Source organism: Streptomyces sp. NBC_01463, from assembly GCA_036227345.1.
In the GTDB taxonomy this organism is placed as follows: Bacteria; Actinomycetota; Actinomycetes; order Streptomycetales; family Streptomycetaceae; genus Streptomyces.
In genome coordinates this window covers 5,357,205-5,382,558 of record CP109468.1, presented here as the reverse complement: position 1 = coordinate 5,382,558, position 25,354 = coordinate 5,357,205, and the positions used below count along the sequence as shown (strand labels likewise).

Annotated in this window: 19 protein-coding genes, 1 pseudogene and 1 riboswitch; of the genes and pseudogenes, 4 read left to right on the top strand and 16 right to left on the bottom strand. The window is 69.3% G+C overall.

The window, feature by feature from the left end; translation table 11 throughout:
• Positions 1-37: 37 nt before the first annotated feature.
• Positions 38-1,768, bottom strand: coding sequence for an ABC transporter substrate-binding protein (locus tag OG521_23895; GenBank protein WUW23651.1), 1,731 nt, complete (start codon positions 1,766-1,768; stop codon positions 38-40).
• A 221-nt stretch (positions 1,769-1,989) separates the two neighbouring features.
• On the opposite strand from OG521_23895, the gene OG521_23890 reads away from it, so the two are divergent.
• From OG521_23890 to OG521_23880, 3 genes are all read left to right on the top strand, one after another.
• Positions 1,990-3,009 (top strand): LacI family transcriptional regulator, encoded by a 1,020-nt coding sequence (locus tag OG521_23890; GenBank protein WUW23650.1) that lies wholly within the window; start codon positions 1,990-1,992, stop codon positions 3,007-3,009.
• Between the two features lie 230 nt (positions 3,010-3,239).
• Complete coding sequence (locus OG521_23885) at positions 3,240-4,010, top strand: ABC transporter ATP-binding protein (protein ID WUW23649.1); 771 nt, start codon at positions 3,240-3,242, stop codon at positions 4,008-4,010.
• A 55-nt stretch (positions 4,011-4,065) separates the two neighbouring features.
• Positions 4,066-6,594: an FtsX-like permease family protein gene (locus OG521_23880; protein WUW23648.1), complete on the top strand. Its 2,529-nt coding sequence runs from the start codon at positions 4,066-4,068 to the stop codon at positions 6,592-6,594.
• 75 nt (positions 6,595-6,669) lie between these two features.
• Here OG521_23880 and OG521_23875 read toward each other — a convergent pair whose 3' ends face one another.
• The 10 genes and pseudogenes from OG521_23875 to OG521_23830 all read right to left on the bottom strand — a co-directional run bounded on the left by OG521_23875 (position 6,670) and on the right by OG521_23830 (position 18,600).
• Positions 6,670-7,974 (bottom strand): cyclopropane-fatty-acyl-phospholipid synthase family protein, encoded by a 1,305-nt coding sequence (locus OG521_23875; protein ID WUW23647.1) that lies wholly within the window; start codon positions 7,972-7,974, stop codon positions 6,670-6,672.
• 317 nt (positions 7,975-8,291) lie between these two features.
• The gene (locus OG521_23870) at positions 8,292-9,677 is read right to left on the bottom strand and encodes an NAD(P)/FAD-dependent oxidoreductase (GenBank protein WUW23646.1); all 1,386 of its coding nucleotides are present in this window, start codon (positions 9,675-9,677) and stop codon (positions 8,292-8,294) included.
• Positions 9,678-10,111: 434 nt separating this feature from the next.
• The gene (locus OG521_23865) at positions 10,112-11,056 is read right to left on the bottom strand and encodes a Ppx/GppA family phosphatase (protein WUW23645.1); all 945 of its coding nucleotides are present in this window, start codon (positions 11,054-11,056) and stop codon (positions 10,112-10,114) included.
• Between the two features lie 153 nt (positions 11,057-11,209).
• Positions 11,210-11,743, bottom strand: coding sequence for a DUF501 domain-containing protein (locus OG521_23860; protein WUW23644.1), 534 nt, complete (start codon positions 11,741-11,743; stop codon positions 11,210-11,212).
• Positions 11,744-11,809: 66 nt separating this feature from the next.
• A complete protein-coding gene (locus tag OG521_23855; protein ID WUW23643.1) occupies positions 11,810-12,280 on the bottom strand; it encodes a septum formation initiator family protein in 471 nt (156 codons plus the stop codon).
• A gap of 116 nt (positions 12,281-12,396) precedes the next feature.
• Positions 12,397-13,677 carry a phosphopyruvate hydratase gene (gene eno / locus OG521_23850; GenBank protein ID WUW23642.1) on the bottom strand — a complete coding sequence of 427 codons (1,281 nt, stop codon included), beginning with the start codon at positions 13,675-13,677 and terminating at the stop codon, positions 12,397-12,399.
• 286 nt (positions 13,678-13,963) lie between these two features.
• Positions 13,964-14,719: a transglycosylase family protein gene (locus OG521_23845; GenBank protein ID WUW23641.1), complete on the bottom strand. Its 756-nt coding sequence runs from the start codon at positions 14,717-14,719 to the stop codon at positions 13,964-13,966.
• Positions 14,720-14,723: 4 nt separating this feature from the next.
• A riboswitch (cyclic di-AMP (ydaO/yuaA leader) is annotated at positions 14,724-14,897 on the bottom strand.
• Positions 14,898-15,198: 301 nt separating this feature from the next.
• Complete coding sequence (locus OG521_23840; protein ID WUW23640.1) at positions 15,199-16,149, bottom strand: transglycosylase family protein; 951 nt, start codon at positions 16,147-16,149, stop codon at positions 15,199-15,201.
• Between the two features lie 105 nt (positions 16,150-16,254).
• Positions 16,255-16,584: pseudogene (locus tag OG521_23835) on the bottom strand (cytochrome P450).
• Positions 16,585-16,617: 33 nt separating this feature from the next.
• Positions 16,618-18,600, bottom strand: a complete 1,983-nt coding sequence (locus OG521_23830) for a recombinase family protein (protein ID WUW23639.1) — start codon at positions 18,598-18,600, stop codon at positions 16,618-16,620.
• A gap of 258 nt (positions 18,601-18,858) precedes the next feature.
• On the opposite strand from OG521_23830, the gene OG521_23825 reads away from it, so the two are divergent.
• Positions 18,859-20,094, top strand: coding sequence for a cytochrome P450 (locus OG521_23825; protein ID WUW23638.1), 1,236 nt, complete (start codon positions 18,859-18,861; stop codon positions 20,092-20,094).
• Between the two features lie 63 nt (positions 20,095-20,157).
• On the opposite strand, the gene OG521_23820 is transcribed toward OG521_23825, so the two are convergent.
• The 5 genes from OG521_23820 to OG521_23800 all read right to left on the bottom strand — a co-directional run bounded on the left by OG521_23820 (position 20,158) and on the right by OG521_23800 (position 25,215).
• On the bottom strand, positions 20,158-21,126 hold the full coding sequence (locus OG521_23820; protein ID WUW23637.1) for a nucleoside triphosphate pyrophosphohydrolase: 969 nt from the start codon (positions 21,124-21,126) through the stop codon (positions 20,158-20,160).
• An 18-nt stretch (positions 21,127-21,144) separates the two neighbouring features.
• A complete protein-coding gene (locus OG521_23815; protein ID WUW23636.1) occupies positions 21,145-22,776 on the bottom strand; it encodes an IS200/IS605 family accessory protein TnpB-related protein in 1,632 nt (543 codons plus the stop codon).
• A 198-nt stretch (positions 22,777-22,974) separates the two neighbouring features.
• Positions 22,975-23,631 (bottom strand): SurA N-terminal domain-containing protein, encoded by a 657-nt coding sequence (locus OG521_23810; protein WUW23635.1) that lies wholly within the window; start codon positions 23,629-23,631, stop codon positions 22,975-22,977.
• 217 nt (positions 23,632-23,848) lie between these two features.
• The gene (locus OG521_23805; protein ID WUW23634.1) at positions 23,849-24,250 is read right to left on the bottom strand and encodes a GtrA family protein; all 402 of its coding nucleotides are present in this window, start codon (positions 24,248-24,250) and stop codon (positions 23,849-23,851) included.
• Positions 24,247-25,215, bottom strand: coding sequence for a glycosyltransferase family 2 protein (locus tag OG521_23800; protein ID WUW23633.1), 969 nt, complete (start codon positions 25,213-25,215; stop codon positions 24,247-24,249). Before OG521_23800 ends, OG521_23805 begins: the two co-directional genes overlap by 4 nt.
• Between the last annotated feature and the right edge of the window lie 139 nt (positions 25,216-25,354).

The window sequence follows — 25,354 nt, the reverse complement described above, 5'->3', positions numbered from 1 at the left end:
GGCCGGCGCGGGGCCGGTCCTTCTCAGAACGGCCGTGTCACTTGGCGGGCTTGAGCTGGGTGAGGGCCTCGAAGCCGCCCATCTCCAGCCAGTTGCGCCACAGCGCGGGGGCGTACTTGGGCGCGCCCGCGGCGTCCGACGGCCAGTTCGTCCAGCTCCCGGTGGTGGACTGGGCCCACAGGCCGTTGTACCAGAGGGGGATGACGGGCATCTCCTTGAGCTGGATCTCCTGGATCCTCGAAATGACCTTCTTCATGCCCTCGGTGTCGTCCGTCCTGACCCCGCCGAGCTCCTGGACGAGTTTCCAGGCCTCCTTGTTCTCGTAGCGGCCGAAGTTGACCGTGTTCTGCTGCTTCTGGACCGGCAGCTGGAACATGTACTCGTAGTACGTCCACGGGGTGTTGGACAGCTGGCGTTCGTTGTTGACGACGAGGTCGAAGTTGCCCTTGCTGCGCTGCTCGTTGAGGGCGTTCGCGTCGGGGAACTCGGTGGTGATGCCGATGCCCGCGGCCTTGGCGGACGAGGCGATGACCTTGGCGGCCTCCATCCAGTCGGTCCAGCCGGTGGGCACGGCCAGCTTCAGGCTGATCTTCGAGCCGTCCTTGTTCTCCACCAGTCCGTCGCCGTCGGTGTCCTTGTACCCGGCGTCGGCGAGGGTCTGCTTGGCCTTCGCGGTGTCGAAGGCGAAGCCCTCACGGGCCACCAGGTCCTGATCGACGAACTGGTTCCACTGCGGGAGCAGACCGGTCGGGTCGGCGGGCTTGACCAGCTCCCCGTACACCCCCTTGACGATCTTCCCGACGTCGACGGAGTCGGCGAGCGCCCTGCGGAACGCCGCGTCGTTCATCGGCTTCCTCGTGGTGTTGGGCACCAGCCAGGCGGTGTTGGCGGAGAGCATGTAGGGCGGCTTGTCGTAGTACGAGACGACCTTCTTGCTCTTGATCAGCGAGGAGGCGCCGGGCAGGAAGTTGTTGCTGAGATCCAGCTGGCCCTGGCCCAGCTGGCCGATGACGACCTCGTTGCTGGGGTTGGACACGTCGACGATGTAGCGCGGTGCGGGCTTCATGGAGAGCGCCTTGACGCCCCACCAGTCGTCGCGGCGCTGCCAGACGACCCGGTCCTGGGTGTGGCTCTTGAGCGTGTACGCGCCGGAGCCGACCGGCTTGTCGTTGACGCCGTCGAGGATCTCCTTCTCGGAGCGCTTGCTCCAGATGTGCTCGGGGACGACCGGCTGCCCGTAGAGGGTGTAGTCCCACTCCTGGTAGCGGGCCTGCTCGAAGGTGAAGCGGACGGTGGTGGCGTCCACCGCCTTCGCGTCCGAGAGCCAGCTCCACAGGGTGTGGAAGGACGAGGCCTCGATCTTGCCGAGCCCGTAGGAGTACGCGACGTCCTTGGCGGTCAGCGGCTTGCCGTCGGACCAGGTGATGCCCGGACGGAGCTTCAGCTCGTACGTCTTGTCGCCGGTCCAGCTGCCCGACTCCGCCAGCCAGGGCGTCAGCTTGCCCTCGTTGGGGTCGAAGTGGAACAGCGTCTCGTAGACCAGCCCCTTGGTGCCGGTGGCGTGGTCCCAGTTGTGCAGCGGGTTGTAGTTCGCCGGCGGTCCCCACTGCGTGCCGGTGGTGTAGAGCGTCTCGTTGCGCGGGAGCGCGCCGCCGCCCTTCCCGCCCGGACCGCCTGCCGAGGAGCCGCCCCCCGTGCACGCGGTGGCGGCGAGTGCGATCACGGCGAGCGTGGCCGCGATCCGTCGTCCCCGGAATCCCGTGCCCATCGTCCCTCCTTCTCCCCGCCGTCCCTGCCGAGCGGAGTTACTGAACCGGGTAAGTGCCGTGAAGTTAAGGCCGCCGGGAAACCGTGTCAAGGGTGCGGGAGCGCTCCCATTCCGTTACTTTCCAACGGAGTTGAGCGATCATGCTTCTTCGGGAGGGGCCGCGTACGAGGGACGTGTCGGCTAGGATTCCCGTGCAACAGGAACCGGTTAAGCGAGGTCACATGCCCAGACACCGCCCCACGATCGCGGACATCGCACGCCGCGCCGGGGTCTCCAAGGTCGCGGTGTCCTACGCGCTGAACGACCGGCCGGGCGTCTCCCCCGCGACCCGCGCCGCCATCAAGGCCATCGCCGAGGAGATCGGCTGGCGGCCCAACAGCGCGGCCCGCGCCCTGACCCGCGCCCGGGCCGACGCGGTCGGCCTCGCCCTGTGCCGGCCCGCCCGGCTGCTCGGCATGGAGCCGTTCTTCATGGAGCTGATCAGCGGCATCGAGAGCGAACTCTCGCCCCGCGGCTGCGCCCTGCTCCTCCAGGTCGTCACCGATCCGGCGCAGGAGCTGGAGGTCTACCGCCGCTGGTGGGGCGAGGGCCGGGTGGACGGCGTGTTCCTCGCCGATCTGCGCGTCCCCGACCCGCGGATCGAGGGCGTCGCCGAACTGGGCCTGCCCGCCGTGGTGATCGGCCACCCCTCGGCGGCCGGCCCGCTGCCCGCCGTGTGGTCCGACGACCACGCGGCGATCCGCGACACCCTCACGTATCTGGCCGCGCTGGGCCACCGGTCGGTCGCCCGGGTCGCGGGCCTGCCCGGCCTCAACCACACCGAGCTGCGCGACCGGGCCCAGCGCGAGATCTGCGCCGGACTCGGCCTCGGCGAACCGGTCATCGTCCACACCGACTACTCCGGCGAGGACGGGGCGCACGCAACCCGGCGGCTGATCAGCTCCCCCGAGCGGCCCACCGCCGTCATCTACGACAACGACATCATGGCCGTCGCCGGACTCTCGGTCGCCCAGGAGATGGGACTCGACGTGCCGGGCGACCTCTCCCTGATCGCCTGGGACGACTCCCAGCTCTCCCGGGTGGTCCGGCCGCCGCTGACCGCGCTGAGCCGCGACATCCCGGCGTACGGGAGCCACGCCGCCCGCACCCTGCTGTCCCTGATCACCGACGGTACGGCGACGGGCTTCGAGGACGCGGCGGCCCGGCTGGTCCCGCGCGGGTCCACGGCCCCGCCGCGGTAGCGGACCGGGGCCTTCGGGTCCACCCCGCTCAGGGTCCATGTCATACCGCAGGAGGACGCCGGGGCCCCCGCGGTGCGACTCAAGAGGGCCCCGGGAACGGGCACCGGGAGTGACGACCGGCGGCGGAACGGCGGAGACGATGGAGCAGTGCCCATCCCCCGGCCGCCGCCCCGGCGGGGCCGGCGGGGAACGGGCCCCCGTCCCGCACCAACCCGACCCTGGAGTCTCCCGTGACCACCATGTCCACCGCTCACCGCGCCACCGCGGTGGCCGCCCGCGCCACGGAACTCTCCAAGGTCTACGGGGAGGGCGAGACCAAGGTGACCGCCCTGGACCGGGTCACCGTCGACTTCCCGCAGGGCGAGTTCACCGCGATCATGGGCCCGTCGGGATCCGGCAAGTCCACGCTGATGCACTGCGTGGCCGGCCTCGACAGTTTCAGCGCCGGCTCGGTGCGCATCGGCGAGACGGAGCTGGGGTCCCTCAAGGACAAGCAGCTCACCCAGCTGCGCCGGGACAAGATCGGCTTCATCTTCCAGGCGTTCAACCTGCTGCCGACCCTGTCGGCACTGGAGAACATCACGCTGCCGATGGACATCGCGGGCCGCAAGCCCGACCAGGACTGGCTGCGCAAGGTCATCGACATGGTGGGCCTCGCCGACCGGCTGAAGCACCGCCCCACCGAGCTCTCCGGCGGCCAGCAGCAGCGCGTCGCCGTCGCCCGCGCCCTGGCCTCGCAGCCCGAGATCATCTTCGGTGACGAGCCGACCGGAAACCTGGACTCCCGCTCCGGCGCCGAGGTCCTCGGCTTCCTCCGCAACTCGGTGCGCGAGCTGGGCCAGACCGTGGTGATGGTGACCCACGACCCGGCCGCCGCCTCCTACGCGGACCGGGTGATCTTCCTCGCGGACGGGGCGATCGTGGACCAGATGATGCACCCCACCGCGGACGGGGTGCTGGACCGGATGAAGGCGTTCGACGCGAAGGGCCGCACCAGCTGAGCCCCGGCTCCTCCCGCGCCCCCCTTCCGGACCCCCTCCCCCAGGACTGACAGACATGTTCCGTACCGCCCTGCGCAATGTGCTCTCGCACAAGGCCAGGCTGCTGATGACCGTCCTCGCCGTGATGCTCGGCGTGGCCTTCGTCTCCGGCACCCTGGTCTTCACCGACACCCTCGGCAACGCCTTCCGCAACCAGTCGGCGAAGAACTACGACGACGTCGCCGTCGCCGTCACCACGCACGCCGACCAGCGCGACCCGAAGTCGCACGGCATCGACGCCGCCACCCTGAAGAAGATCCGGGCTCTGGACGGCGTCGGCACCGCCACCGGCCGGGTCGACGGCTTCGCCGGGGTCGCCGACCCCGACGGCAAGCTGATCGGCAACGGCTGGTCCAACACCGGCGCCAACTTCGCCCCCGGCAAGGACGGCAAGGACCCCCAGTACGCCTTCACCGACGGCACCGGGCCCACCGCGGCCGGCACCGTCGCCCTGGACGAGGACACCGCGAAGAAGGGTGAGTACGAGGTCGGCGACACGGTACGGGTCGCCACCAACGGGCCGGTGAAGGAGTACACCCTGTCCGGGGTCTTCACCACCGAGGACGGTGCGGTCAACGCGGGCGGCAGCCTGGTCCTCTTCAACACCCCCGTCGCCCAGCAGCTCTTCCTGCGCCCCGGCGAGTTCAAGGACGCCTCCGTCACCGCCGCGTCCGGCGCCTCCGACCAGCAGCTGCTGACCGCGGTGAAGCCGCTGCTCCCCGAGGACGCCGAGGCCAGGACCGGCAAGGCACTCGCCGACGAGCAGGCCGAGCAGATCGAGTCCGGACTCGGCAGCCTCAACAAGCTGCTGCTCGCCTTCGCCGGCATCGCCCTGTTCGTCGGCATCTTCCTGATCGCCAACACCTTCACCATGCTGGTCGCCCAGCGCACCAAGGAACTGGCGCTGCTGCGCGCCGTCGGCGCCTCGCGCCGCCAGGTCAAGCGCTCGGTCCTGCTCGAAGCGGCCGTCGTCGGCCTGATCGCGTCCGTCATCGGCTTCGCCCTGGGCCTCGGCCTCGCGACCGGGCTGCGTTCCGCGATGAGCCTGATCGGCGGGAAGATCCCGGCCGGACCGCTCGTGGTCGCACCGCTCACCGTCGTCGCCGCCTTCGGCGTCGGCGTCCTGATCACCGTCCTCGCCGCCTGGCTGCCCGCCCGCCGGGCCGCGAAGATCCCGCCGGTCGCGGCGATGAACAGCCTCTACGCGGTGGCCACGGTCAAGTCCCTGGTGCTGCGCAACTCCGTCGGCGCCGTCATCACCCTGCTCGGCGGGGCCGCCATCGTGTCCGGCGCGGCGCAGGCCGGTTCGGACGGCCAGCTCCTCATCGCGGGCGGCGCCTTCCTGGCGCTGATCGGCGTCATCGTCCTCATCCCGCTGCTGTCCCGCCCGGCGATCGCCCTGGTGCGCCCGATGCTGCGCAGGATGTTCGGGGTCTCCGGCAAGCTGGCCGCGCAGAACGCGGTCCGCAACCCCCGGCGCACCGGCGCGACCGCCTCCGCACTGGCGATCGGCCTCACCCTGGTCACCGGCATCTCGGTGCTCGGCGTCACTCTCGGCCAGGCGGTCGACAAGATGACGACGGACAACATCAAGGCCGACTACATGGTCTCGATGGCCAGCGGGGACGCGCTCGACGAGTCGGCGCTCACCGCCCTGGAGAAGGCCGACGGCGTGACCGCCGTCTCGCCCCAGCAGGCCGTCTGGCTGGACATCGGCAACACCTCGCTCTCGGCCTCCGGTGTCACCCCCGGCGCTGTGCAGAAGGTCCTGACCGTCGACACCGTCGCGGGTTCGATGGACGCCCTGGAGAAGGGCGAGATCGCCGTCTCGGACAAGACCGCGAAGTCGCACGGCTGGAAGACCGGGGACAGCGTCCCGGTCACGTACGACGACGACAAGAAGGGCAGCCTGAAGGTCGGCGCGCTCTACAAGGACAACGAGTTCCTGTCGCCCGTCCTGATCCCCCGCGACGTCGTGGCCCCGCACGAGGGCCGTGCGGACATCCGCGAGATCTGGGTGAAGACGGACGGTGGTGCGAGCAAGGCCAACGAGCAGGCGCTGGTGGACGCGCTGGGCGACAACCCCGGCATGAGCGTCATGGACCGCCAGGACATCCGTGACATGTTCGGCGGCTCCATCAACCTCGCGATGAACATCATGTACGGCCTGCTGGCGATGGCCCTGATCATCGCGGTGCTCGGGGTCGTCAACACCCTGGCCATGTCGGTCTTCGAGCGGCAGCAGGAGATCGGCATGCTGCGGGCGATCGGCCTGGACCGCCGCAAGGTCAAGCGGATGATCCGGCTGGAGGCCGTCGTCATCTCGCTGTTCGGCGCGGTCGTCGGCATCGGGCTCGGACTGTTCCTCGGCTGGGCGATCGGACAGACGGTGGCGTCCCAGATCCCGCAGTACGTCCTGGTCGTGCCGTGGGGCCGGATCGCGGTCTTCCTGCTGCTGGCCGGACTGGTGGGCGTACTGGCCGCGCTGTGGCCGGCCCGCAGCGCCGCGAAGCTGAACATGCTGACGGCGATCAAGACGGAGTAGTACGCCGCCACGACGGCCGAGGGCCGGTACCCGCGTCAGCGGGTACCGGCCCTCCGTCATGTCCGGGTACCGGGCTCAGCCGGTCGCGGACGCCTTCCAGTCCCGGGCGCGCAGCGGCATGCCCGCGCCCCCGCCGTCCGCCGGGCGCACCACCAGGATCTGGTTCACACCGATCTTGTTGTGCTCGAAGGAGAGTGCGGAGGCGGCCATGTAGAGCCGCCAGACTCTCGCCCGGCCGGGAGAGGTCATCCGGACCGCGCTGTCCCAGTCCCGTTCCAGGTTGGCGACCCAGGTGCGCAGGGTCAGGGCGTAGTGCTCGCGGAGCGACTCGACGTCGCGGGCCTCGAAACCGGCTTCCTCCAGAGTGGCGACGGTGCGGCCCACCGGGGCGAGTTCGCCGTCCGGGAAGACGTAGGCGTCGATGAACTCGTCCACGTGGTAAGCGGACTCGTCCCTCTCCGGGCGGCGGGCGATCTGGTGGTTGAGGAGCCGCCCGCCGGGCCTGAGGAGTGCGTAGAGGTCGTCGGCGTACTCGCGGTAGCGGACGGAGCCGACGTGCTCGGCCATGCCGATCGAGGAGATGGCGTCGTACGGGCCGTCCCTGACGTCCCGGTAGTCCTGGACCCGGATCTCGATCCGGTCGGTGAGCCCTTCCTCCGCGATGCGCTTCCTGGCGAAGGCGGCCTGCTCCACGGAGAGGGTCACTCCGGTGACCCGGGCGCCGTACTCGCGGGCGGCGTGGATGGCCATGGAGCCCCAGCCGCAGCCGACGTCCAGGAGGCGGTCACCCTCCTTCAGGGCGAGCTTGCGGCAGACCAGGTCGAGCTTGTCGCGCTGGGCGTCCTCAAGGGTCCCGCCGTCCTCCCAGTAGGCGCAGGAGTAGACCATGGACGGGCCGAGGACCAGTGCGTAGAAGTCATTGCCCACGTCGTAGTGGTGGCTGATGGCCTCCTTGTCGCGGCGCTTGGTGTGCAGGGTGCCGGTGCGGCGCCGTACCTCCTCGGGCGGCGGCGGGGGCGGCGGCCAGGGGCCGGCCAGTTGCACCAGCCCCTTGGCGGCGGCCCGCAGCTTCGGGTCGCGGACGGGGTGGACGCTGTCCTTGGCGTCGGCCCCGCGGTCCCAGATCAGCCCGGCCATCAGGTCCAGGGCCGCGTACAGATCGCCTTCGATGTCGAGCTCGCCGGCCACCCAGGCGCGGGCCAGGCCCAGTTCGCCCGGCTTCCACAGCAGGCGGCGCAGGGCACGGCGGTTCCTGATGACGAGGACGGGGGCACCGGGCGGTCCGGATTCGCTGCCGTCCCAGGCCCGGATGCGGACCGGTAGGGGTTCTCCCAGCAACTCCTGGGCGAGAGCGGTCAGCCGCGACGCGGCGTCTGCCATGGCGCACACCTCCGTGATGGTGTTTCCCGACGTGCCCGGACATGCCCACACATGTCTCGGACCACGCCCCGGCACCCTTGGCGCCAAGGCGAGGTACACCCCCCACAACAGTTTCCGGCGGCCGGGCCATCCCGCTACCGCGCAATGGAACGGCAAAATACTTGTACGGCACATGCATCCGCCGCGGGTCCGGCCCGCGCCCCTTCCCGCCGACCACCGTGCCGACCTGCGCCGATACGCCGAAGGGGCCGTCCGCACCACGGATGGCGGACGGCCCCTTCGGGCGTTGTGCGACGTACCTGAAACGAATCCGGGAGCTAGGAGGCCTTGGCCTTCTCGCCCACGGGCTTGGCGGCGGCGGGGGCCGGGGCGGGCTTGGCGGCCTCGTAGAACTCCTCGCGGGGAGTCTCCATGGCGCCGAGCGAGACGACCTCGCGCTTGAGGAACATCGCCAGGGTCCAGTCGGCGAAGATCCGGATCTTGCGGTTCCAGGTCGGCATCGCCATGCCGTGGTAGCCACGGTGCATGTACCAGGCGAGACGGCCCTTGAGCTTGATCTTCACCTTGCCCATGACGATCATCGCGACGCCCTTGTGCAGGCCGAGACCGGCGACCGCACCCTTGTTGGCGTGGCTGTAGTCGCCCTGCGGGAAGCCGCGCATCCCGGAGATGACGTTGTCACCGAGGACCTTGGCCTGACGCAGCGCGTGCTGGGCGTTCGGCGGGCACCAGGCGTTCGGGTTGCCGGCCTTGCGGCCGACCATGTCCGGAACCTGGGCGTTGTCGCCCGCGGCCCAGATGTAGTCGGTGCCCTGCACCTGGAGCTTCTCGGTGGTGTCGACGTGACCACGCGGACCGAGCGGCAGGCCGAAGCGGGCCAGCGCCGGGTTCGGCTTCACACCGGCCGTCCACACGATGGTGTTGGAGTCGACCTCCAGACCGTTCTTCAGCACCACGTGACCGTCGACGCAGGAGTCCATGGAGGTCGAGAGGAAGACCTCGACACCGCGGGACTCCAGGTGCTCCCGGCCCCAGGTGCCCAGCTTCGGGCCGACCTCGGGAAGGATCTTGTCGGCGGCGTCGACGAGGATGAAGCGCATGTCCTCGCGCTTCACGTTCGTGTAGTACTTCGCCGCGTCGCGGGCCATGTCCTCGACCTCGCCGATGGTCTCCGCGCCGGCGAAGCCGCCGCCCACGAAGACGAACGTCAGCGCCCTGCGGCGGACGTCCTCGTCGGTCGTGGAGTCGGCCTTGTCCAGCTGCTCCAGGACGTGGTTGCGCAGACCGATGGCCTCCTCGATGCCCTTCATGCCGATGCCCTGCTCGGCAAGGCCGGGGATCGGGAAGGTACGGGAGACGGCGCCCATCGCGATGACCAGGTAGTCGAAGGGCAGCTCGTAGGCCTCGCCGACGAGCGGCGCAACCGTGGCGACCTTGCGGTCCTGGTCGATGGTCGTGACTCGGCCGGTGAGGACCTCAGCCTTGGGCAGCACGCGTCGCAGCGGGACGACGACATGCCGAGGCGAGATGCTGCCGGCAGCAGCTTCGGGGAGGAAGGGCTGGTACGTCATGTACGACCGGGGGTCGACGACCGTGACGGTCGCCTCTCCATAGCGCATCTTCTTCAGGATGCGCCGAGCTGCGTACAGGCCTACGTACCCACCGCCTACTACGAGGATCCTGGGACGCTCCGTGGTGCTCATGCCATCGAGTATCCACCCCCCTCGGGGGGCACGCTCGTGAGCCCCTTCACAAGGTATGGCCCACCCTCTGCTACACTTCGCCGCCCACGTGACCCAGGTCATGACCCAGCAGGGGAACCACGACACCCCGGCGAACGTTGTTCACCGCTTGTGAGCTGGCCCTTGAGCCGCCGGGCACGGTGGACCACCACGCGGATTCACATACCCGCAACGCGCCCGGAACCCTCCCGCATCCGGGGCGCGGGACCCCGCACACCCTCCCGCAGGCCCGTTCGGAGCAGAAGTCCGCCCCCAGGGACCGAATTCCTTGTGAAGAAGTTCACGAACTTCGTCGCGCCGCGTCCCCGAAGGCACCCCCCGGGTGGCCCCGGGCCTCTCAAAAGTGCAGGCCGGAGTGCGTATGAGCAAGGCCCCCCGACGCCCCCGAAGGGCCCCTAACGGGCCGCGTAGAAGGCGATGCCGTCCAGAATGTCGTGCTCACTGACCACGACCTCACGGGCCCCGGCCCGCTCCATCAGGGCCAGCAGGATCAGCGCCCCGGAGGTGATCACGTCGACCCGCCCCGGGTGCATCGCGCCGATCGCCGCACGCTCGGCGTGGGTCGAGGCGAGGAGCCGCCCGGTGATCTCCCGGACCTGCTCCAGCGAGATCCGGGAGTGGTGGATCGCCCCGGAGTCGTACGCGTCGAGACCCAGCGCGATGGCGGCCACCGTGGTGACCGTCCCGGCGAGGCCGACGAGCGTGCCCGCCGAACCGAGCGGAACGGTCTCCTCGGCCAGGTCCAGAGCGGCCTCGACGTCCGCCCGGATCGCGTCGGCCTGCGCGGCCGTGGGCGGGTCGACGACCGCACCGTCCCGCACGAGGTGCCGCTCCGTCATCCGGACGCAGCCGATGTCCACGGACCGCGCGGCCCGCACCCGGTCGTCGCCGACGACGAACTCGGTGGAGCCGCCGCCGATGTCCACGACGAGATACGGCTTCGCGAGGTCGTCGCGCCCGGCGAGCTCCTTGGTGGCCCCGTCGAACGAGAACGCGGCCTCCTGGTCACCACTGATCACCTCGGGCTCGACGCCCAGGATGTCCAGCACCCCGCGGACGAAGTCGTCCCTGTTCTCGGCGTCCCGGGAGGCGGAGGTGGCGACGAAACGGATCCGCTCCGCACCGTGCTCCTTGATCACCTCCGCGTACCGCCGGCACGCGGCGAAGGTCCGCTCCAGCGCCTCGGGGGCGAGCCGGCCGGTCCGGTCGACGCCCTGGCCCAGCCGGACGATCTCCATCCGCCGGTCCAGCTCGACGAGCTCCCCCGTACCGGGGTCGGCGTCCGCGACCAGCAGACGGATCGAGTTGGTACCGCAGTCGATGGCAGCTACACGCGTCATGAGAACTCCAGAATCCAGCGAGCGGGGCCCGAGAGCGGAGCCAGGCCCCTCCGGCGATTGAGGAACGGAGGGGCCAGGGGCAGCGCCACCATCCAAGCCCCTCCGGCGATTGAGGAGCGGGGGTCCGGGGGCAGCGCCCCCGGGTACGGACCGTCAGCCCTCGTCCGGCGCGCCGCACGGCGAGACGCACGGCCCCTTGCGCCACCACTCCGGCAGCATCGCGATCGCCTCGTCCCCGAGCGGGTTCACCCCCGGCCCGGCGGCCAGCGAGTGCCCCACGAGCACGTGCAGGCACTTCACCCGGTCCGGCATGCCACCCGCGCTCGGGAAGCCCTCCAGCACCTCGATCGCGTCACGCCGCGCGATGTAGTCCTCGTGCGCGACCCGGTAGGCCGCAGCCAGCTCGGGGTCCGTACCGAGGCGCTCGGTCATCTCCTTCATGACCCCGTTCGCCTCCAGCGTGCCGATCGCGGACGCCGCACGCGGACACGTCAGGTAGAACGTCGTCGGGAACGGCGTGCCGTCCTCCAGCCGGGGCTGCGTCTCGACCACGTCCGGATTGCCGCACGGGCAGCGGTGCGCGATCGCGCGCAGGCCGCGCGGCGGGCGCCCCAGCTGCTGCTGGAACGCGGCGATGTCCGCGTCCGTGGGCGCGGTGGACTCGGTCTGGGGAGGGGGCGTTTCCATGCCTGCCTAGGGTCTGATCGGACTGCTCGAACTGCGGTTCTGCAGATGTACGGAAGGGGACGCGGCTCAGCCGCGGTCGGCGCTGTCGACGCCGTCCCAGAGGTTGGAGTGCCAGGGCCGGTCGGTCTCCTCCGGCTTCCCGTTGCGCTCCTTGACCGAGTCGGGGTCGACCACGGTGTAGCCGGTCTCCCCGGGAAGAAGGTAGTGCAGGTGCTCGCGGGCCAGCCGCTTGACGTAGGCATCGTCCTGGAGCCGCGCCTTCTCGTCGCGCAGCTCCTCGGTTCGGGCCTCGGCCTCCTGCGCCAGCCGCTCCTGGTCGGCGATCTCGTCGCGCTGCGACACGTACTGACGCATCGGGTACGCGAGCGCGACGACCAGTGAGCACACCACCAGGGCCAGGAAGGCCGCCCGGCCGGTGAGCCGGGAGCGGCGTGCCTGGCGGCGGTTCTGGGACCGGTAGACGCGGGCCGCGGTCTGCTCGCCGAGCAGCCGCAGCCGGGTCGCGGTGGAGAACCGGTCCCGGTCCTTCGCGGCCATGTCTCCGCCTCCCCATTACGCACGTCCGTCCCCGCACACGGTACGGGACCGAGTGCGGGGACGGACGGAGGCCGGGGCACTTGACCCCGCCGGGCTTTACCGGGCCTGCTGTGCGGTCAGCCCTTGAAGCGCGGGAACGCCGAGCGGCCGGCGTACACCGCGGCGTCGTCGAGGATCTCCTCGATGCGCAGCAGCTGGTTGTACTTGGCGACACGGTCCGAGCGGGCCGGGGCGCCGGTCTTGATCTGGCCGCAGTTCACGGCGACCGCGAGGTCGGCGATGGTGACGTCCTCGGTCTCGCCGGAGCGGTGCGACATCATGCACTTGAAGCCGTTGCGCTGGGCCAGCTCGACGGCGTCCAGGGTCTCGGTCAGCGAACCGATCTGGTTGACCTTGACGAGCAGGGCGTTGGCGGAGCCCTCCTCGATGCCGCGGGCCAGGCGCTCCGGGTTGGTGACGAAGAGGTCGTCGCCGACGATCTGCACCTTGGCGCCGAGCTTGTCGGTGATGACCTTCCAGCCGGCCCAGTCGTCCTCGTACAGCGGGTCCTCGATGGAGACCAGCGGGTACGCGGAGACGAGCTCCTCGTAGTACTCGGTCATCTCGGCGGCCGAGCGGGACTTGCCCTCGAACTCGTACTTGCCGTCCTTGTAGAACTCCGAGGCGGCGACGTCGAGCGCGAGCGCGATGTCCTTGCCCGGGGCGTAACCGGCCTCCTTGATGGCCTCGACGATGAGGTCGAGGGCCGCGCGGTTCGACTCCAGGTTCGGCGCGAAGCCGCCCTCGTCGCCGAGGCCGGTGGACAGGCCCTTGGTCTTCAGGACCTTCTTCAGCGTGTGGTAGACCTCGGCGCCCCAGCGCAGGGCCTCGGAGAAGGACTCCGCGCCGATCGGCGCGATCATGAACTCCTGGATGTCCACGTTGGAGTCGGCGTGCGACCCACCGTTGAGGATGTTCATCATCGGGACGGGCAGCAGGTGCGCGTTCGGGCCACCGAGGTAGCGGAACAGCGGCAGGTCCGAGGCCTCGGAGGCGGCGTGGGCGACAGCGAGCGAGACGCCGAGGATGGCGTTGGCGCCGAGCGAGCCCTTGTTCTCGGTGGCGTCCAGGTCGAACATCGCCTGGTCGATCAGCCGCTGCTCGGTCGCGTCGTAGCCGACGAGCTCCGGGCCGATCTGCTCGATCACGGCGAGGACGGCCTTCTCGACGCCCTTGCCCTGGTAGCGGTTGGGGTCTCCGTCGCGAAGCTCAATGGCCTCGAACGCACCGGTGGAGGCGCCGGACGGGACGGCAGCACGGCCCGTGCTGCCGTCGTCGAGGCCAACCTCGACCTCGACCGTGGGGTTTCCGCGGGAGTCGAGGATTTCCCGGGCTACGACGACGTCGATGGACGGCACGAGGCATCTCCTTCTGGGATATGACGCTGGTTGTGCAGGGTCACTTTGGCCTTGCGACAAGAGCCTAACCGGCCCGGCCGCCTCAGTCGGCCGACCGCCCGTCCCCTGGGACGAAAAAGGACCCAAGGGCAGGCATAGCAGGGCAAAGCTCCAGAAATTTACTGGCAAGTAACTACAACAGTTGAACGATCAGCGCCGAAACCGGCCGACCCCGGCCCGGCACGCACGGGGGGAAGGTGCGCGCCGGGCCGGGGCGGCCGGAGTGTTCAGCGAGGAGAGATCGCGACTACTTCGTCAGGTGGAGCTGCTGGCCCGGGTAGATCAGGTCGGCGTCCTTGACGATGTCCTTGTTCAGCTCGAAGAGGTGCTTCCAGCCACCCTCGACCTTGTGGTCGGCGGCGATCTCGCTCAGGGAGTCGCCGGTGACGACCTTGTACTCGCCGTCACCCTTCTTGACCTTCTTGCCGGTCGGGGTGGTGACCGTCTTCGACTCGGCCTTGGGGGCGGTCGAACGGTCCGAGCGGTTGGTGGCGGGGGCCTCGGTGCGCTCGGCCTTCTTCGGCTCGGCCTGCTTCGGGGCGGCCTGCTTCGGCGCGGCCTCGGTCTTCGGCGCGGTCTCCGTCTTGGCGGCGGAGGAGCCGGTGTCGACGCCCGGGTCGACACCGTCGTTGCTCAGGTTGCCGGCACCGGCGCAGGACCAGGCGCCCGGGCCCTGCATGTCGAGGAGCTTCTCGGCGACAGCGATCTGCTGCGACTTGGTCGCCAGGTCGGCGCGGGCCGCGTACTGCGTACCGCCGGCGGCCGCCCAGCTGGACTGCGAGAACTGCAGGCCGCCGTAGTAGCCGTTGCCGGTGTTGATGGACCAGTTGCCACCGGACTCGCACTGGGCGACGGCGTCCCACGTGGACACGGAGGCGGCGGAGGCGCCGGTGGCACCCATCAGGGGCACGGCGATGGCGGCACCGGTGACACCGGCGAGCGTGGCGATACGGACGGCCTTGGACGGGCGACGGTGCTTGTTGCCCTTGCTGTTGAGCAGCATCGAGACTTCTCCTCACCGACGCCTACGAGGTGAGCTGTCGGGTTCGGGCCAAGTGAGTTGCCCGGTCGTGCGTCCTAGCGCACGACTTAACCCCTAGCCGTTCCCGATGCGTCGCGTTCGACGACCGGGCCCGGCGCCTACCTGGGTCCCCCGCTCCTGCCTACGGCGCTTTACGCGTCTGTTCCCTTCGACCGACGGCAGGATTCGGCGTGACGGTCGACGGGGCCCGCGGTGCGAGCGGTTCCGACCGTAAACACACGCAACCCCCACATTCAAAGATGGACATACCGGATAAACAGCCCTTACTTGCATCCGAAGAACGGCTGTTTCCGCAGGTGGGAACGGATGCGGGCGGACCTCCCGGACAAGACACGCCAGTTCACGCAAAGAGACCCATGTCTCACTTAGTCGAAAGTGGGACATAGGCCTCTTAACTTCCCCAGTTTTCAGGGTGTTTTCAGCTGATCATCAGACTGCGCTCATTCGGCCTTCACGCCGAGATCGAGGCTCTGGCCAGGCAGGATGAGGTCCGGATCGGACCCCACCTCGGCCTTGTTGGCCTCGTACAGCGCGGCCCAGCCGCCGGACAGCTTCTGTGCATCAGCAATGGCCCACAGGTTGTCGCCGGCGCGGACGGTGTACGTCCCGTCGGCGGCCGGGGCGCCCGTGTCGCGTGCATCACCACTGCCGCGCGAGGCATGCCGCCCCGAGTCCCGGTCACTGCCGCCACCGGTCTGCCGCGTCTCCTCGGGGGCCGGAGCGCCGCGATGCTTGCCGCTCTTCTCCTTCGCCGGGTCCGAGGCGTCGTCCGAGGGCGTGGTGGACGGCGTGGCGGACGGGGACGCCGAGGCGTCCGCCTTCCCGCCGCCGTCCGTCGCGTCGTCGGTCGCGTCGTCCGCCGAGTCCGACGGGTTCATCGCATCACCCGCCGCGTCACCGGACGCGTCGTCCGACGCACCGGTCCCCGCGGACGGGTCCGTGTCCGCGGACGGATCGGTGCTGCCGGACGGCTCCGGGGAGGGCGTGGTGCCCGGGTCCACACCCGGCAGGCCGCTGTCCGCGACGAGACCGGAGATGACCGCACAGCTGGGCCACGCCTTCGGCCCCTGGTCCTCCAGGACCTTCTCCGCCACGGCGATCTGCTGCGAGCGGCTGGCGAGGTCGGCACGCTCGGCGTACGACTCGCCGCCGTACGACTTCCAGACCTCCTGCGAGAACTGCAGGCCGCCGTAGTAGCCGTTGCCGAGGTCGGCGCTCCACATGCCGCCGCTCTCGCACTCGGCCACCCGGTCCCAGGTCGAGGCGTCTGCGGCGTGCGCGCCCGCCGCGCCGAGCAGCGGGATGGCGATGGCGGAACCGGTCACGCCTGCGGCGACGATGATCGCGGGTGCCTGCCGAGGGCGACGGTGTCTGCCGTTCGCGGAGCCCATGGGAATGCCTTCCGTGTGACTGACAAGTGACTGGTGAGTCGAACGGTGAACCTAGCGGGACTCGAACGTGTGTCACAAGTCGATGCAGCAGAGATCACGTGAAAGTCACAGAGTTGACAGAGTGTCACCTTGCCCGCGCGCCGGGCCGGGGGTGAACTCCACCGGCAAGGTGCGCAGTCCACGCATGATGAGCCCGCCACGCCACCGCAAATCGGCAGGTTCCCCCGCAAGTCGCAGATCCGGAAGGCGCTTCAGAAGCGTGGCGAGCGCGGCCTGCCCCTCCAGCCGGGCGAGCGGCGCTCCCAGGCAGTAGTGGATTCCGTGACCGTAACCGAGGTGCTGATTGTCACGCCGCGCAAGGTCCAGCGTGTCCGGCCCGTCGAAGCGTCCGGGGTCCCGGTCGGCGGCGGCGAGCACGACGAGGACGGGGTCGCCCTCGACCGGCTAGGACTGAAGCCTCCGGAATGTTCATGGCGCCCCCCTGCCCTTGGGGGCTTCACTCCGTGCCGACAGCAGGCTGCCACGGAGCTCTCCTGTGACCGTGAGCTGGGGCAGAGTCGGACGCCGATACGCCTCAACGCCCCTGCGGTCCGCACCCAGAACCGCCATGACCTCGGGCCAGGCACCTCTCTTCCACCAGAAGAGCTGACGTTCCCGCATGGGGTCGATGGGCCCCCATGCCTGAGGCATGTCGACCCATGACAGCCCTTGCCGGAGCCGGTGGAGCATGCCGCAGAACTGCGCGCGGATGTCGTACTTCGATGTGAAGTGCTTCTTCGACTTTCCGGACAGGAGCCTGTGAAGCACCGTGAGGACGGCCTCCCACTCCTCGTCCGTCGGGTCGGGAGGCACGAGGGTGGCCGTTTCGTGGTGCCATTGGGTGATCTCGCACTTGACGCCCGGCTTCGCCGTGTTCTCCATCGTCCCGGGCGTGACACGGATGTTGAACATGTCGAAGACTTCCTTGCGCTCCGCCGGCGTCATGATGTCGAAGCGCTCGCGGGGGTTGTTCACGAGGTCGACAAGGTTGCGTGCCTGACGCTCGGACTTCGCGTACGTCTGCAACCACTCTTCAGCGATGCGCTTCTGCTTCCGGTACTCGTCCAGCTCCCGCTGCATCTCTTTCAGCCCCGCCTTGAGCACGAGGGGGTCGATGCCAGCCTTCATGTACGCGGGGACCTGCTGGTGGATGAGGTCCTCCTGCTTCGCGATTCTGTCGCCGAAGTCGGTAACACGCTTCTCGTACTTCCCCTTGTCCCCCGGGAAGCTGCTGACCCACTCGGCCGCCATCACCTGGAGTTGGGATTCTTCCTTGATGAGCTTGGCCATTTCGGCCCAGGCGACACCTTCGATCTCTGCCGCGTTGAAGCACGGCTCTCCGCAGTGCTCCCCCTTCTTCGCCATACCCTTGCAGCGGTCGGCGCGCGCCTTCTCGCGCCGACCGGCGCCGATGTAGACCGAACCGCACAGGCTGTCGATCCGTCCGCTCAAGGGGTAGATCTGGGCGTGGATGCGGCCGTTCTTGAAGCCAATCTTCTTGAGCGTCTCCATAAGACGTCCGGCACGTTCCTGGGGCAGGATGGGCGGCACGCCGATTCTGGCCTGGTCACCGTGGACGGGGGTGCCGTCTTCACGGCACTGGGTGGTGCTCCTGCCGGTGCCTCGGGTGGTCTTTCGGTAGGTGACGTAGCCACTGTGGATGGTTTCGCCGTGGAGGCGGCTGCGGAGGTTCGCAGGCCCCCACGGCACACCGCTTCGGGTGTAGAGCCTGCGCTGGTTGAGCTCGTCGCAGGCCTCGGAGATGTTCATACCGTGGTCGACGATGAGTTCGACAGCGACGAAGAGCACCTTGGATTCGTACTCATCGGTGACCAGCACACTGAACTTCTTCCGGCGGTCGCCCACCACGTAGGTGTCCTGCGCAATCTTGTAGCCGTAGGGGGCTGGGCCGCCGGGCCAGCCCCCGTAACTGATCTTCAGCTCGCGGCCCGCGAAGGTCCGCTCCTTGATGCGACGCCACTCCATCTCGGAGAAGCTGACGTGCTGCATGAACCGGGACCAGCCGGACTCCGTGCTGGTGTCGATGCTCTCGCTGACCGAAATGAAGTGGACGCCGAGGTCCGCCATGTCCCAAGCCCACTGGTACACAGCACGGGCCGTCCGGCCGATGCGGTCCACCTTGGGGACAAGGATGCGGTTGAAGCGTCGTTTACGCGCGTCGAGGACGAGCCGGTCCCTCTCCGGGCGGCTGTCCAGCGCACCGGACACCGCTTCGTCCACGTACGCGTCATAGACGTCGGCCTCCGGATGGCGGGCAAGCCACCCATCGGAGATGGCGTTCTGGTCTTCGAGACCGAATCCGTCGAGCTGGTCGCGGGTGGAAACGCGCGTGTACTTCGCCACCACGATCGTGGCAGATTCAGGCCGGCGCGGGCGTGCCACAATGGGCATGTTCAGTCCTCCGAGACTGTTCCGTCCCCGGGGTGTTGACGCACCGCCGGGAAGGTTCCGGCCTCATAGCGCTCTACCAAGCGTTCTGGGGCCGGTGCCGTTTTTCGGGCAGCCTACCCGTGCCTGATGCCTCAGCGGAGCAGAGTCACCAGGGCCACTGATGTTCGACAGCGAGCCCGCGGGGCACTTCGGAACGGACAGTGTGGAACACCGGCAGCGGCGGCTCACCCGCAGACAGACGCCCGATACCGTCGTCATGTGAACGACACCCCGCCGCCCGAACTCTTCACCTGGGAGTTCGCCACCGACCCGTACCCCGCCTACGCCTGGCTGAGGGAACAGAGCCCCGTACACCGGACGACATTGCCCAGCGGCGTCGAGGCATGGCTGGTTACCCGGTACGCGGAGGCACGACAGGCCCTCGCCGACAGCCGTCTTTCGAAGAACCCGGCGCACCACGCCGAGGACGCCCAGGGAAAGAGCAGGACCGGCATCCCTGGGGAGCGCAGCGCCAACCTCATGACGCACCTGCTGAACATCGACCCGCCCGACCACACACGGCTTCGCCGGCTGGTGTCCAAGGCGTTCACGCCCCGGACGATCGCCGCGTTCGGGCCCCGCGTGCAGGAGCTGGCGGATCGGCTCATCGACGATTTCGCGGAGAAGGGGGAGGCCGACCTCATCCATGAATTCGCCTTCCCGCTGCCCATCTACGCCATCTGTGATCTGCTCGGCGTACCCGAGGAGGACCAGAACGACTTCCGCGACTGGGCGGGCATGATGATCCGGCACGGCGGCGGTCCGCGCGGCGGGGTCGCACGGTCCGTGAAGAAGATCCGCGCCTACCTCGCCGAGCTGATTCACAGGAAGCGGGAGAACCCCGGCGACGACCTGATCTCCGGCCTGATCCGGGCGAGCGACCACGGCGAGCACCTCACCGAGAACGAGGCCGCCGCGATGTGCTTCGTGATCCTCTTCGCGGGTTTCGAGACGACCATCAACCTGATCGGCAACAGCGCCCACGCGTTCTTCCGCAACCCCCCGCAGCGTGCCGTGTTCCAGAGTGCCGTCCAGCGAGGCGACAACCGTCTCCTGGACACGGCCATCGAGGAGCTGCTGCGCTTCGACGGCCCGGTGGAACTGGCCACCTGGCGCTACGCCACGGAACCTCTCGAGATCGGGGGAAAGCTGATCCGCGAAGGCGATCCCGTACTCGTCGTACTCGCAGCGGCCGACCGTGATCCGGACCGATTCGCGGAGCCCGACACACTCGATCTGTCCCGCCGGGACAACCAGCATCTGGGGTACGGGCACGGCATCCACTACTGCCTGGGTGCCCCCCTGGCGCGCCTGGAGGGCCGCACCGCCCTGGAGACCCTGTTCCGCCGCCTGCCGGACCTTCAGCTCGCGGTGGACCCCTCCGACCTGCGGTGGCGGGGCGGACTCATCATGCGCGGTCTGCGCACACTCCCGGTCGAGTTCACACCGCGGTGAGGCCGACCGCTCGTGACGACGACAGCGTGAGCCGGACGGTTCCTCACCCGAGCCTGTCCGCCGCTACCCGACGCCCTCCGCCGCCCTGATGGCGTCCCGGTACGCCCGCCCCGCGGCCCTCAGTGCCGCTTCCGGGTCGATGCCGTCCTCCTGGGCGCGGACGGCGAGGGCGAGAAGGCGGTAGCCGATGTCGCCGTCGTCTCCCTGCGGGAGGGGGACGTCGAGTCCGGCGGTACGGACCCGGCTCGCGAGCTTCGCGGCGAGTGCCAGGCCGGGCTGGCCGAGCGGCACCCCGTCGGTGACGGACTCGCGCTGCTTCTCGATGGCCTTGGTGCGCAGCCAGTGCGCATGGACGTCCTCAGGCGTCTCGGCGGTCTCGTCGCCGAAGACGTGCGGGTGGCGGTGGATCAGCTTCTCGACGAGCGTGGCCGCGACGTCGTCGACGGAGAACGGCTCGGTCTCGTCCTCCTCGGCGATGCGCGCGTGGAAGACGACCTGGAGCAGTACGTCCCCGAGCTCCTCGCGGAGTTCCTCGCGGTTGCCGTCCTCGATCGCCTCGACGAGTTCGTACGCCTCCTCGATGGCGTACTTGGCGAGGCCCTCGTGGGTCTTCTGCGAGGTCCAGGGGCATTCGAGGCGGATCCGGTCCATGACCTGGACGAGGTCGAGGAGCCGGGCGCCGGGGAGGTCGTACGAACCGGGCAGCAGCTCAAGGTTCGGCATCCGGACCCGGCCCGAACCGGCCAGCCTGGCCAGTCCGTCGGTCAGCGGCTGGTTGCCCTCGCCGCCGGTGAGGATCACGACGGTCCGGCCGCCGGCGCAGGCGTCCACGAGGTCCTGCGCGTCGGGGACGCCGGGTGTGACGGTGATGCCGGCCTCGCGCAGATACGGCAGCTGCGGCTGGTCCTGCTCCCCGCAGTGCACCCGCTCGGCGGCGTGCAGGGTCTGCCAGGCGGGCCAGGACAGCAGTCCGGGCGCGACGCGGTGGCTGGCGGTGAGCAGGACGATGCGGCCGGGGTCTTCAGCGTTCACGATGCGAATCTACCGTTCCTATTCAGTGAGCAGGAGTGAGTCTTGGACCCATGCCTGGTCGCTGCGGACATCCCGAACGGTTTTGGGTGTCCTGGTCGCCCGCGTTCTCGCCGCGCCCGGCGGCACGGATCGTGTCCGTGGTCCGGGGATGCGGGGGCGGGGTCCCTCACGCTCTCGTGCACCGTGATCGGCCTGGGCGGTCCGATGCCCCACACGATCACTCCGGTCGTGTGGGGGCGGTGCCGTCCGTCGCCGGATCGGGTGTCCGAGGGCGCGTCGCCCGATCGCGATACCGGCGGCATCGTGACGGGACATCTTCCGCTGCGGGGTCGTCAACGGTTTCTGCCAGTGCTGACCACCCCACATCGAGGTATAGGCCGGATCGACCGCGACAACGGCCAATCCTTGCTCGGCGGCCATGGAGACGAGCCGGGCCTTGAGCTTTCCGGTCGGGATGCCGGAGATCAGCTGCCGGAACCGCTTCCTGCGGCCGTGCTTCTCCCGCGTCTTCTCCGCGCCGAAGTCGAGGTCCTCGATCGCGATCGCGGTGGCGCCGGTCTGTCGGGCCCAGTGCAGGAGTTGGGTGAGGGCGTGGCGGAGTTGCGCGTCGCGGTGGTGGGTGGTGCCGGTCAGGTCGTAGGTGAAGCGGTGAGGTTCGCCGACGGGGTTGCCGTGGGGGTCGAGGTGGTAGGCGGCGAAGTGGTCGGCGTTCGTGTCGACACCGATCACACCCCTGGCCAGGGCTGCTTCCAGCGGGAGGGTTGGCACATTCGGGCGCTGCCAGGACGCGGTCAGGTACCAGCGGTCCCGGGTGGTGTCGTAGTGGATGCGGTAGGCAACCGCACGGTTGTCTACGACGCGGTCGGCCCACTCCGCGCCCCGGTGCGCGAACGTCACGGTGGTGGACGTGAGGGCGTAGCGGCCGTGCTTGGTGTTGGCCAGATGCGCCAAGGGCGCGGGCAGTTTGATGGACACCAGGCCGGTCGGGGTGACGCGGATCGTCTCGTTCCCGTACCGCTTGCCCGACTCACCGTCCGCCGCCAGGAACCACCGCTCAGCCTCCCACCGCTGACGCCACTCACCCTCGGTCAACCCGGCCTCGGCGAGATGATGGCGGGTGTTGAACAGCCGTTTCCCGCCCCGCACGACCCGGACCCGCCCTGTCTGCCAGTCCGCCACCGCGGCAGCGTGCCGAGCCTCCAGAGCCTTAAGGCGGCGGGACTTGCGGAACCACTCGCTCCTGGACCGGTAGCCACCCGGGGCACGTTTCGTACCCTTCGCCCCGACCGGGAGCGACAACCGGTGCCTCAGCGTCTTGATCCCCGCATCGAGGCTCCGAATGTGTGCGGCCTGGCAGCGCCGGGCGAGCGCCCACTGATCATGCGTCGCTTTCGTGACAGCCCCGGCGATCCTGGACGACGACTCCTTCGTCAGCTCCCGCTTACGCCCCGCCCAGGACTCCGCACTGTGACCGGGGCCATCCGCACACCGTGCCTTCAGATCCCGGGAAGCCAGCATGCCCTGATGAGCACCGACCGCCCGCAGAACCTGTTCGTCCTGCGCGGTGAGGTGCTTGAGACGGTCCCGGACCGCCACCCCCGACGGGCCCGGGGCCACGAACACCGCTGCCAACTCCCGTACAGCGCGCACCGCCACACCCCCGCCCCGGAACCGCCGAGCAACCCGTCACCCATGCAACGAACTACCACCACTAAGGTCACCCATTCGGCCCTGAAACGTCCGTTCCCAGCCTCACCCGCCGAACCACCCGACTCACTCGCAGGCACTAAAACTCACTCATACACACTTCAAAGGCAACGGCTCACGACCCCGGCCGTCGGACAGTCCTCAGGCCCCGGCCTCCGCCGCCGCCTGGGCCGGCTTGGTGACCTGGGTGATCCAGGGGGCCTTGAACTCACCGAGCTGGATCTGCTGGTTGTTCCAGGTGCCGAAGCGCGGGTTGACGTCGACCTTCAGCGACTTGGACGCCTTGGTGAGCGCGTCGCCGAGGATCTTCGTGCCGGCCGGGGTCGTCGGGTCGGCGCCGAGTGCCTGGCCGAGCTTGGTCAGCTGGATCTGCTCGCGGAGGAAGGCGTCGATCTGGTCGGGGGCGATCCAGCGCTCCTGGAGGACGGCGGCGCGCAGTCCGGCCTCCCCCTTGTACTGGGCGACGGCCGACTGCCGCATCTGCTGGATCTCGGCGCGGGTGACGGTGACCCCCGCGTCCGCGGACGCCTTGTCCAGGACCCGGTCCAGGATCAGCCCGTGCAGCTTGGCGCGAACGAGCTGGCCGGACTGGTTGGTGATCTGGGCGGCCTGCTTGGAGGTGTCCTGCGCCTGGCGCACGTCCGCGACCTGGCCCTGCACGGTGGCCACCGTGATCCGGTCCCCGCCCACGACGGCCGCGGCGCCCGGGTGGGCCTGGCTGCCGCAGGCGGCGAGGAGCGGCGCTGCGGTGAGCAGGGCGGCGGAGACGGCGAGCGTGGTGCGACGGCGGCGGTGCAAAGGAGCCTCCCGAGGAGATTGTGCGGCGGTGCACAAGGCCTTGCGGTGATCGATGCTAGAGCATCCGGCACTTGGGAGGCGGGTAAAGGAGCGGGCCCGGACCCGCGACGCCGCCTCCCAAGTGCCGGATGCTCTAGGGACAGTGGAGCTGGTGCGGGCCACTGATTCGACCAACGATTCGGGTGGAGTTGGGGATGCGGTCGTCCGTCGGCGCGGCTCAGCCGACGCGTTCGGCTGTTTTCGGCGGGGTGTCCGGGCGCAGCATGATCGTGCGCGAGACGGCGAAGGTGATGGGGATGGCGGCCGCGGCGGCGACGAGCGGGGCGTACCTGCTGCTGAATCCGGCCAGGTCGACCAGGAGGTAGACGCCGCCGGTGGTGATGACGAAGTTGGCCGCGTTGGTGAGCGGGAAGAGGAGGAACTTCCGCCAGGTGGGCCGGGTGCGGTACGTGAAGTAGGAGTTGAGGAAGAACGATCCGGTCATGCTGAGGGCGAAGGCCAGTACGTGCGCGGCGATGTACGGCAGCCGGTGCAGCAGGACGAGGTAGCAGCCGTAGTACGTGCCGGTGTTCACGGCGCCCACGAGGGCGAACCGGGCCATCTGTGCCTTGACCGTCATCGGCGTACGAACTCCAGGGGTTCCGGCTCCTGGGCGGGCCGGTGGATCCGGGTGTTGGTGGCCTTCACCAGGAAGTGGGGGCGGCGCTTCACCTCGTAGTAGATACGGCCGACGTACTCCCCCACCACTCCGACCATCACCATCTGGACTCCGGCGAGGGCGGTGAGCACCACGAGGAGGGTGACGTATCCGGGGGTGTCGACGCCCTTCACCAGGGCGACGCCGACGATCCAGGCGGCGTAGACGAAGGCCACGGACATCAGGAGCATGCCGAGGTAGAGCGCGGCGCGCAGCGGTTTGTTGTTGAAGGAGAGGAGTCCGTCGAGGCCGTAGTTCAGCAGTTTGCCGAAGGTCCAGGCGGAGCGGCCCTGTTCCCGGACGGCGTTCTCGTAGCTGAACGTGGTGGTGGGGAAGCCGACCCAGGCGAAGAGGCCCTTGGAGAAGCGGTTGTACTCGGTGAGTTCGAGTACGGCGTCGGCGGCCCGGCGGGAGAGCAGGCGGAAGTCGCCGACTCCGTCGACGAGTTCCACGTCGACGAGGCGGTTGATGAGCCAGTAGTAGGCGCGGGCGGTGAGGGTGCGGGTGACGCGGTCGCCCTTGCGGGTGCGGCGGGCGATGACCTGGTCGTAGCCGCGGGCGTGTTCCTGGAGCATGCGGCCGACGAGCTCGGGCGGGTGCTGGAGGTCGGCGTCCATGATGACGACGGCGTCGCCCTCGGCGTGCTGGAGGCCGGCGAGCATGGCGGCTTCCTTGCCGAAGTTGCGGCTGAAGGAGACGTAGTGGGCGCGGGGGTCGGCGGCGGCCAGTTCCTGGAGGATCGGCAGGGTCCGGTCCGCGCTTCCGTCGTCCACGTACACGAGCTGGAAGGCATGGCCCAGGCGGGTCATCTCATCCGTCACGCGTTCATGGAAGCGTTCGAGGATGTCTTCCTCGTTGTAGCAGGGCACCACCAGCGAGATCAGCACGAAAGTACATCAGCCGGTCAATGTGTCGGGGGCGGATGGCGGGTGTGGCCTGGGGGCGACGATTGGGTGAACTGGCTCCGGGCGCCGCGGTCTCCGTGCGTGTGGCCACCCCATGGCGGTGCGGTCGTGCGGTGGTGTG

Bases quoted from the DNA above. Each gene is read 5' to 3' on its own strand.
- OG521_23875 (WUW23647.1), bottom strand. From the start codon at position 7,974: ATGGCAGACGCCGCGTCGCGGCTGACCGCTCTCGCCCAGGAGTTGCTG.
- OG521_23805 (WUW23634.1), bottom strand. From the start codon at position 24,250: ATGACGGTCAAGGCACAGATGGCCCGGTTCGCCCTCGTGGGCGCCGTG.
- OG521_23870 (WUW23646.1), bottom strand. From the start codon at position 9,677: ATGAGCACCACGGAGCGTCCCAGGATCCTCGTAGTAGGCGGTGGGTAC.
- OG521_23880 (WUW23648.1), top strand. From the start codon at position 4,066: ATGTTCCGTACCGCCCTGCGCAATGTGCTCTCGCACAAGGCCAGGCTG.
- OG521_23890 (WUW23650.1), top strand. From the start codon at position 1,990: ATGCCCAGACACCGCCCCACGATCGCGGACATCGCACGCCGCGCCGGG.
- OG521_23865 (WUW23645.1), bottom strand. From the start codon at position 11,056: ATGACGCGTGTAGCTGCCATCGACTGCGGTACCAACTCGATCCGTCTG.
- OG521_23840 (WUW23640.1), bottom strand. From the start codon at position 16,149: ATGGGCTCCGCGAACGGCAGACACCGTCGCCCTCGGCAGGCACCCGCG.
- OG521_23895 (WUW23651.1), bottom strand. From the start codon at position 1,768: ATGGGCACGGGATTCCGGGGACGACGGATCGCGGCCACGCTCGCCGTG.
- OG521_23845 (WUW23641.1), bottom strand. From the start codon at position 14,719: ATGCTGCTCAACAGCAAGGGCAACAAGCACCGTCGCCCGTCCAAGGCC.
- OG521_23830 (WUW23639.1), bottom strand. From the start codon at position 18,600: ATGCCCATTGTGGCACGCCCGCGCCGGCCTGAATCTGCCACGATCGTG.
- OG521_23855 (WUW23643.1), bottom strand. From the start codon at position 12,280: ATGGCCGCGAAGGACCGGGACCGGTTCTCCACCGCGACCCGGCTGCGG.
- OG521_23860 (WUW23644.1), bottom strand. From the start codon at position 11,743: ATGGAAACGCCCCCTCCCCAGACCGAGTCCACCGCGCCCACGGACGCG.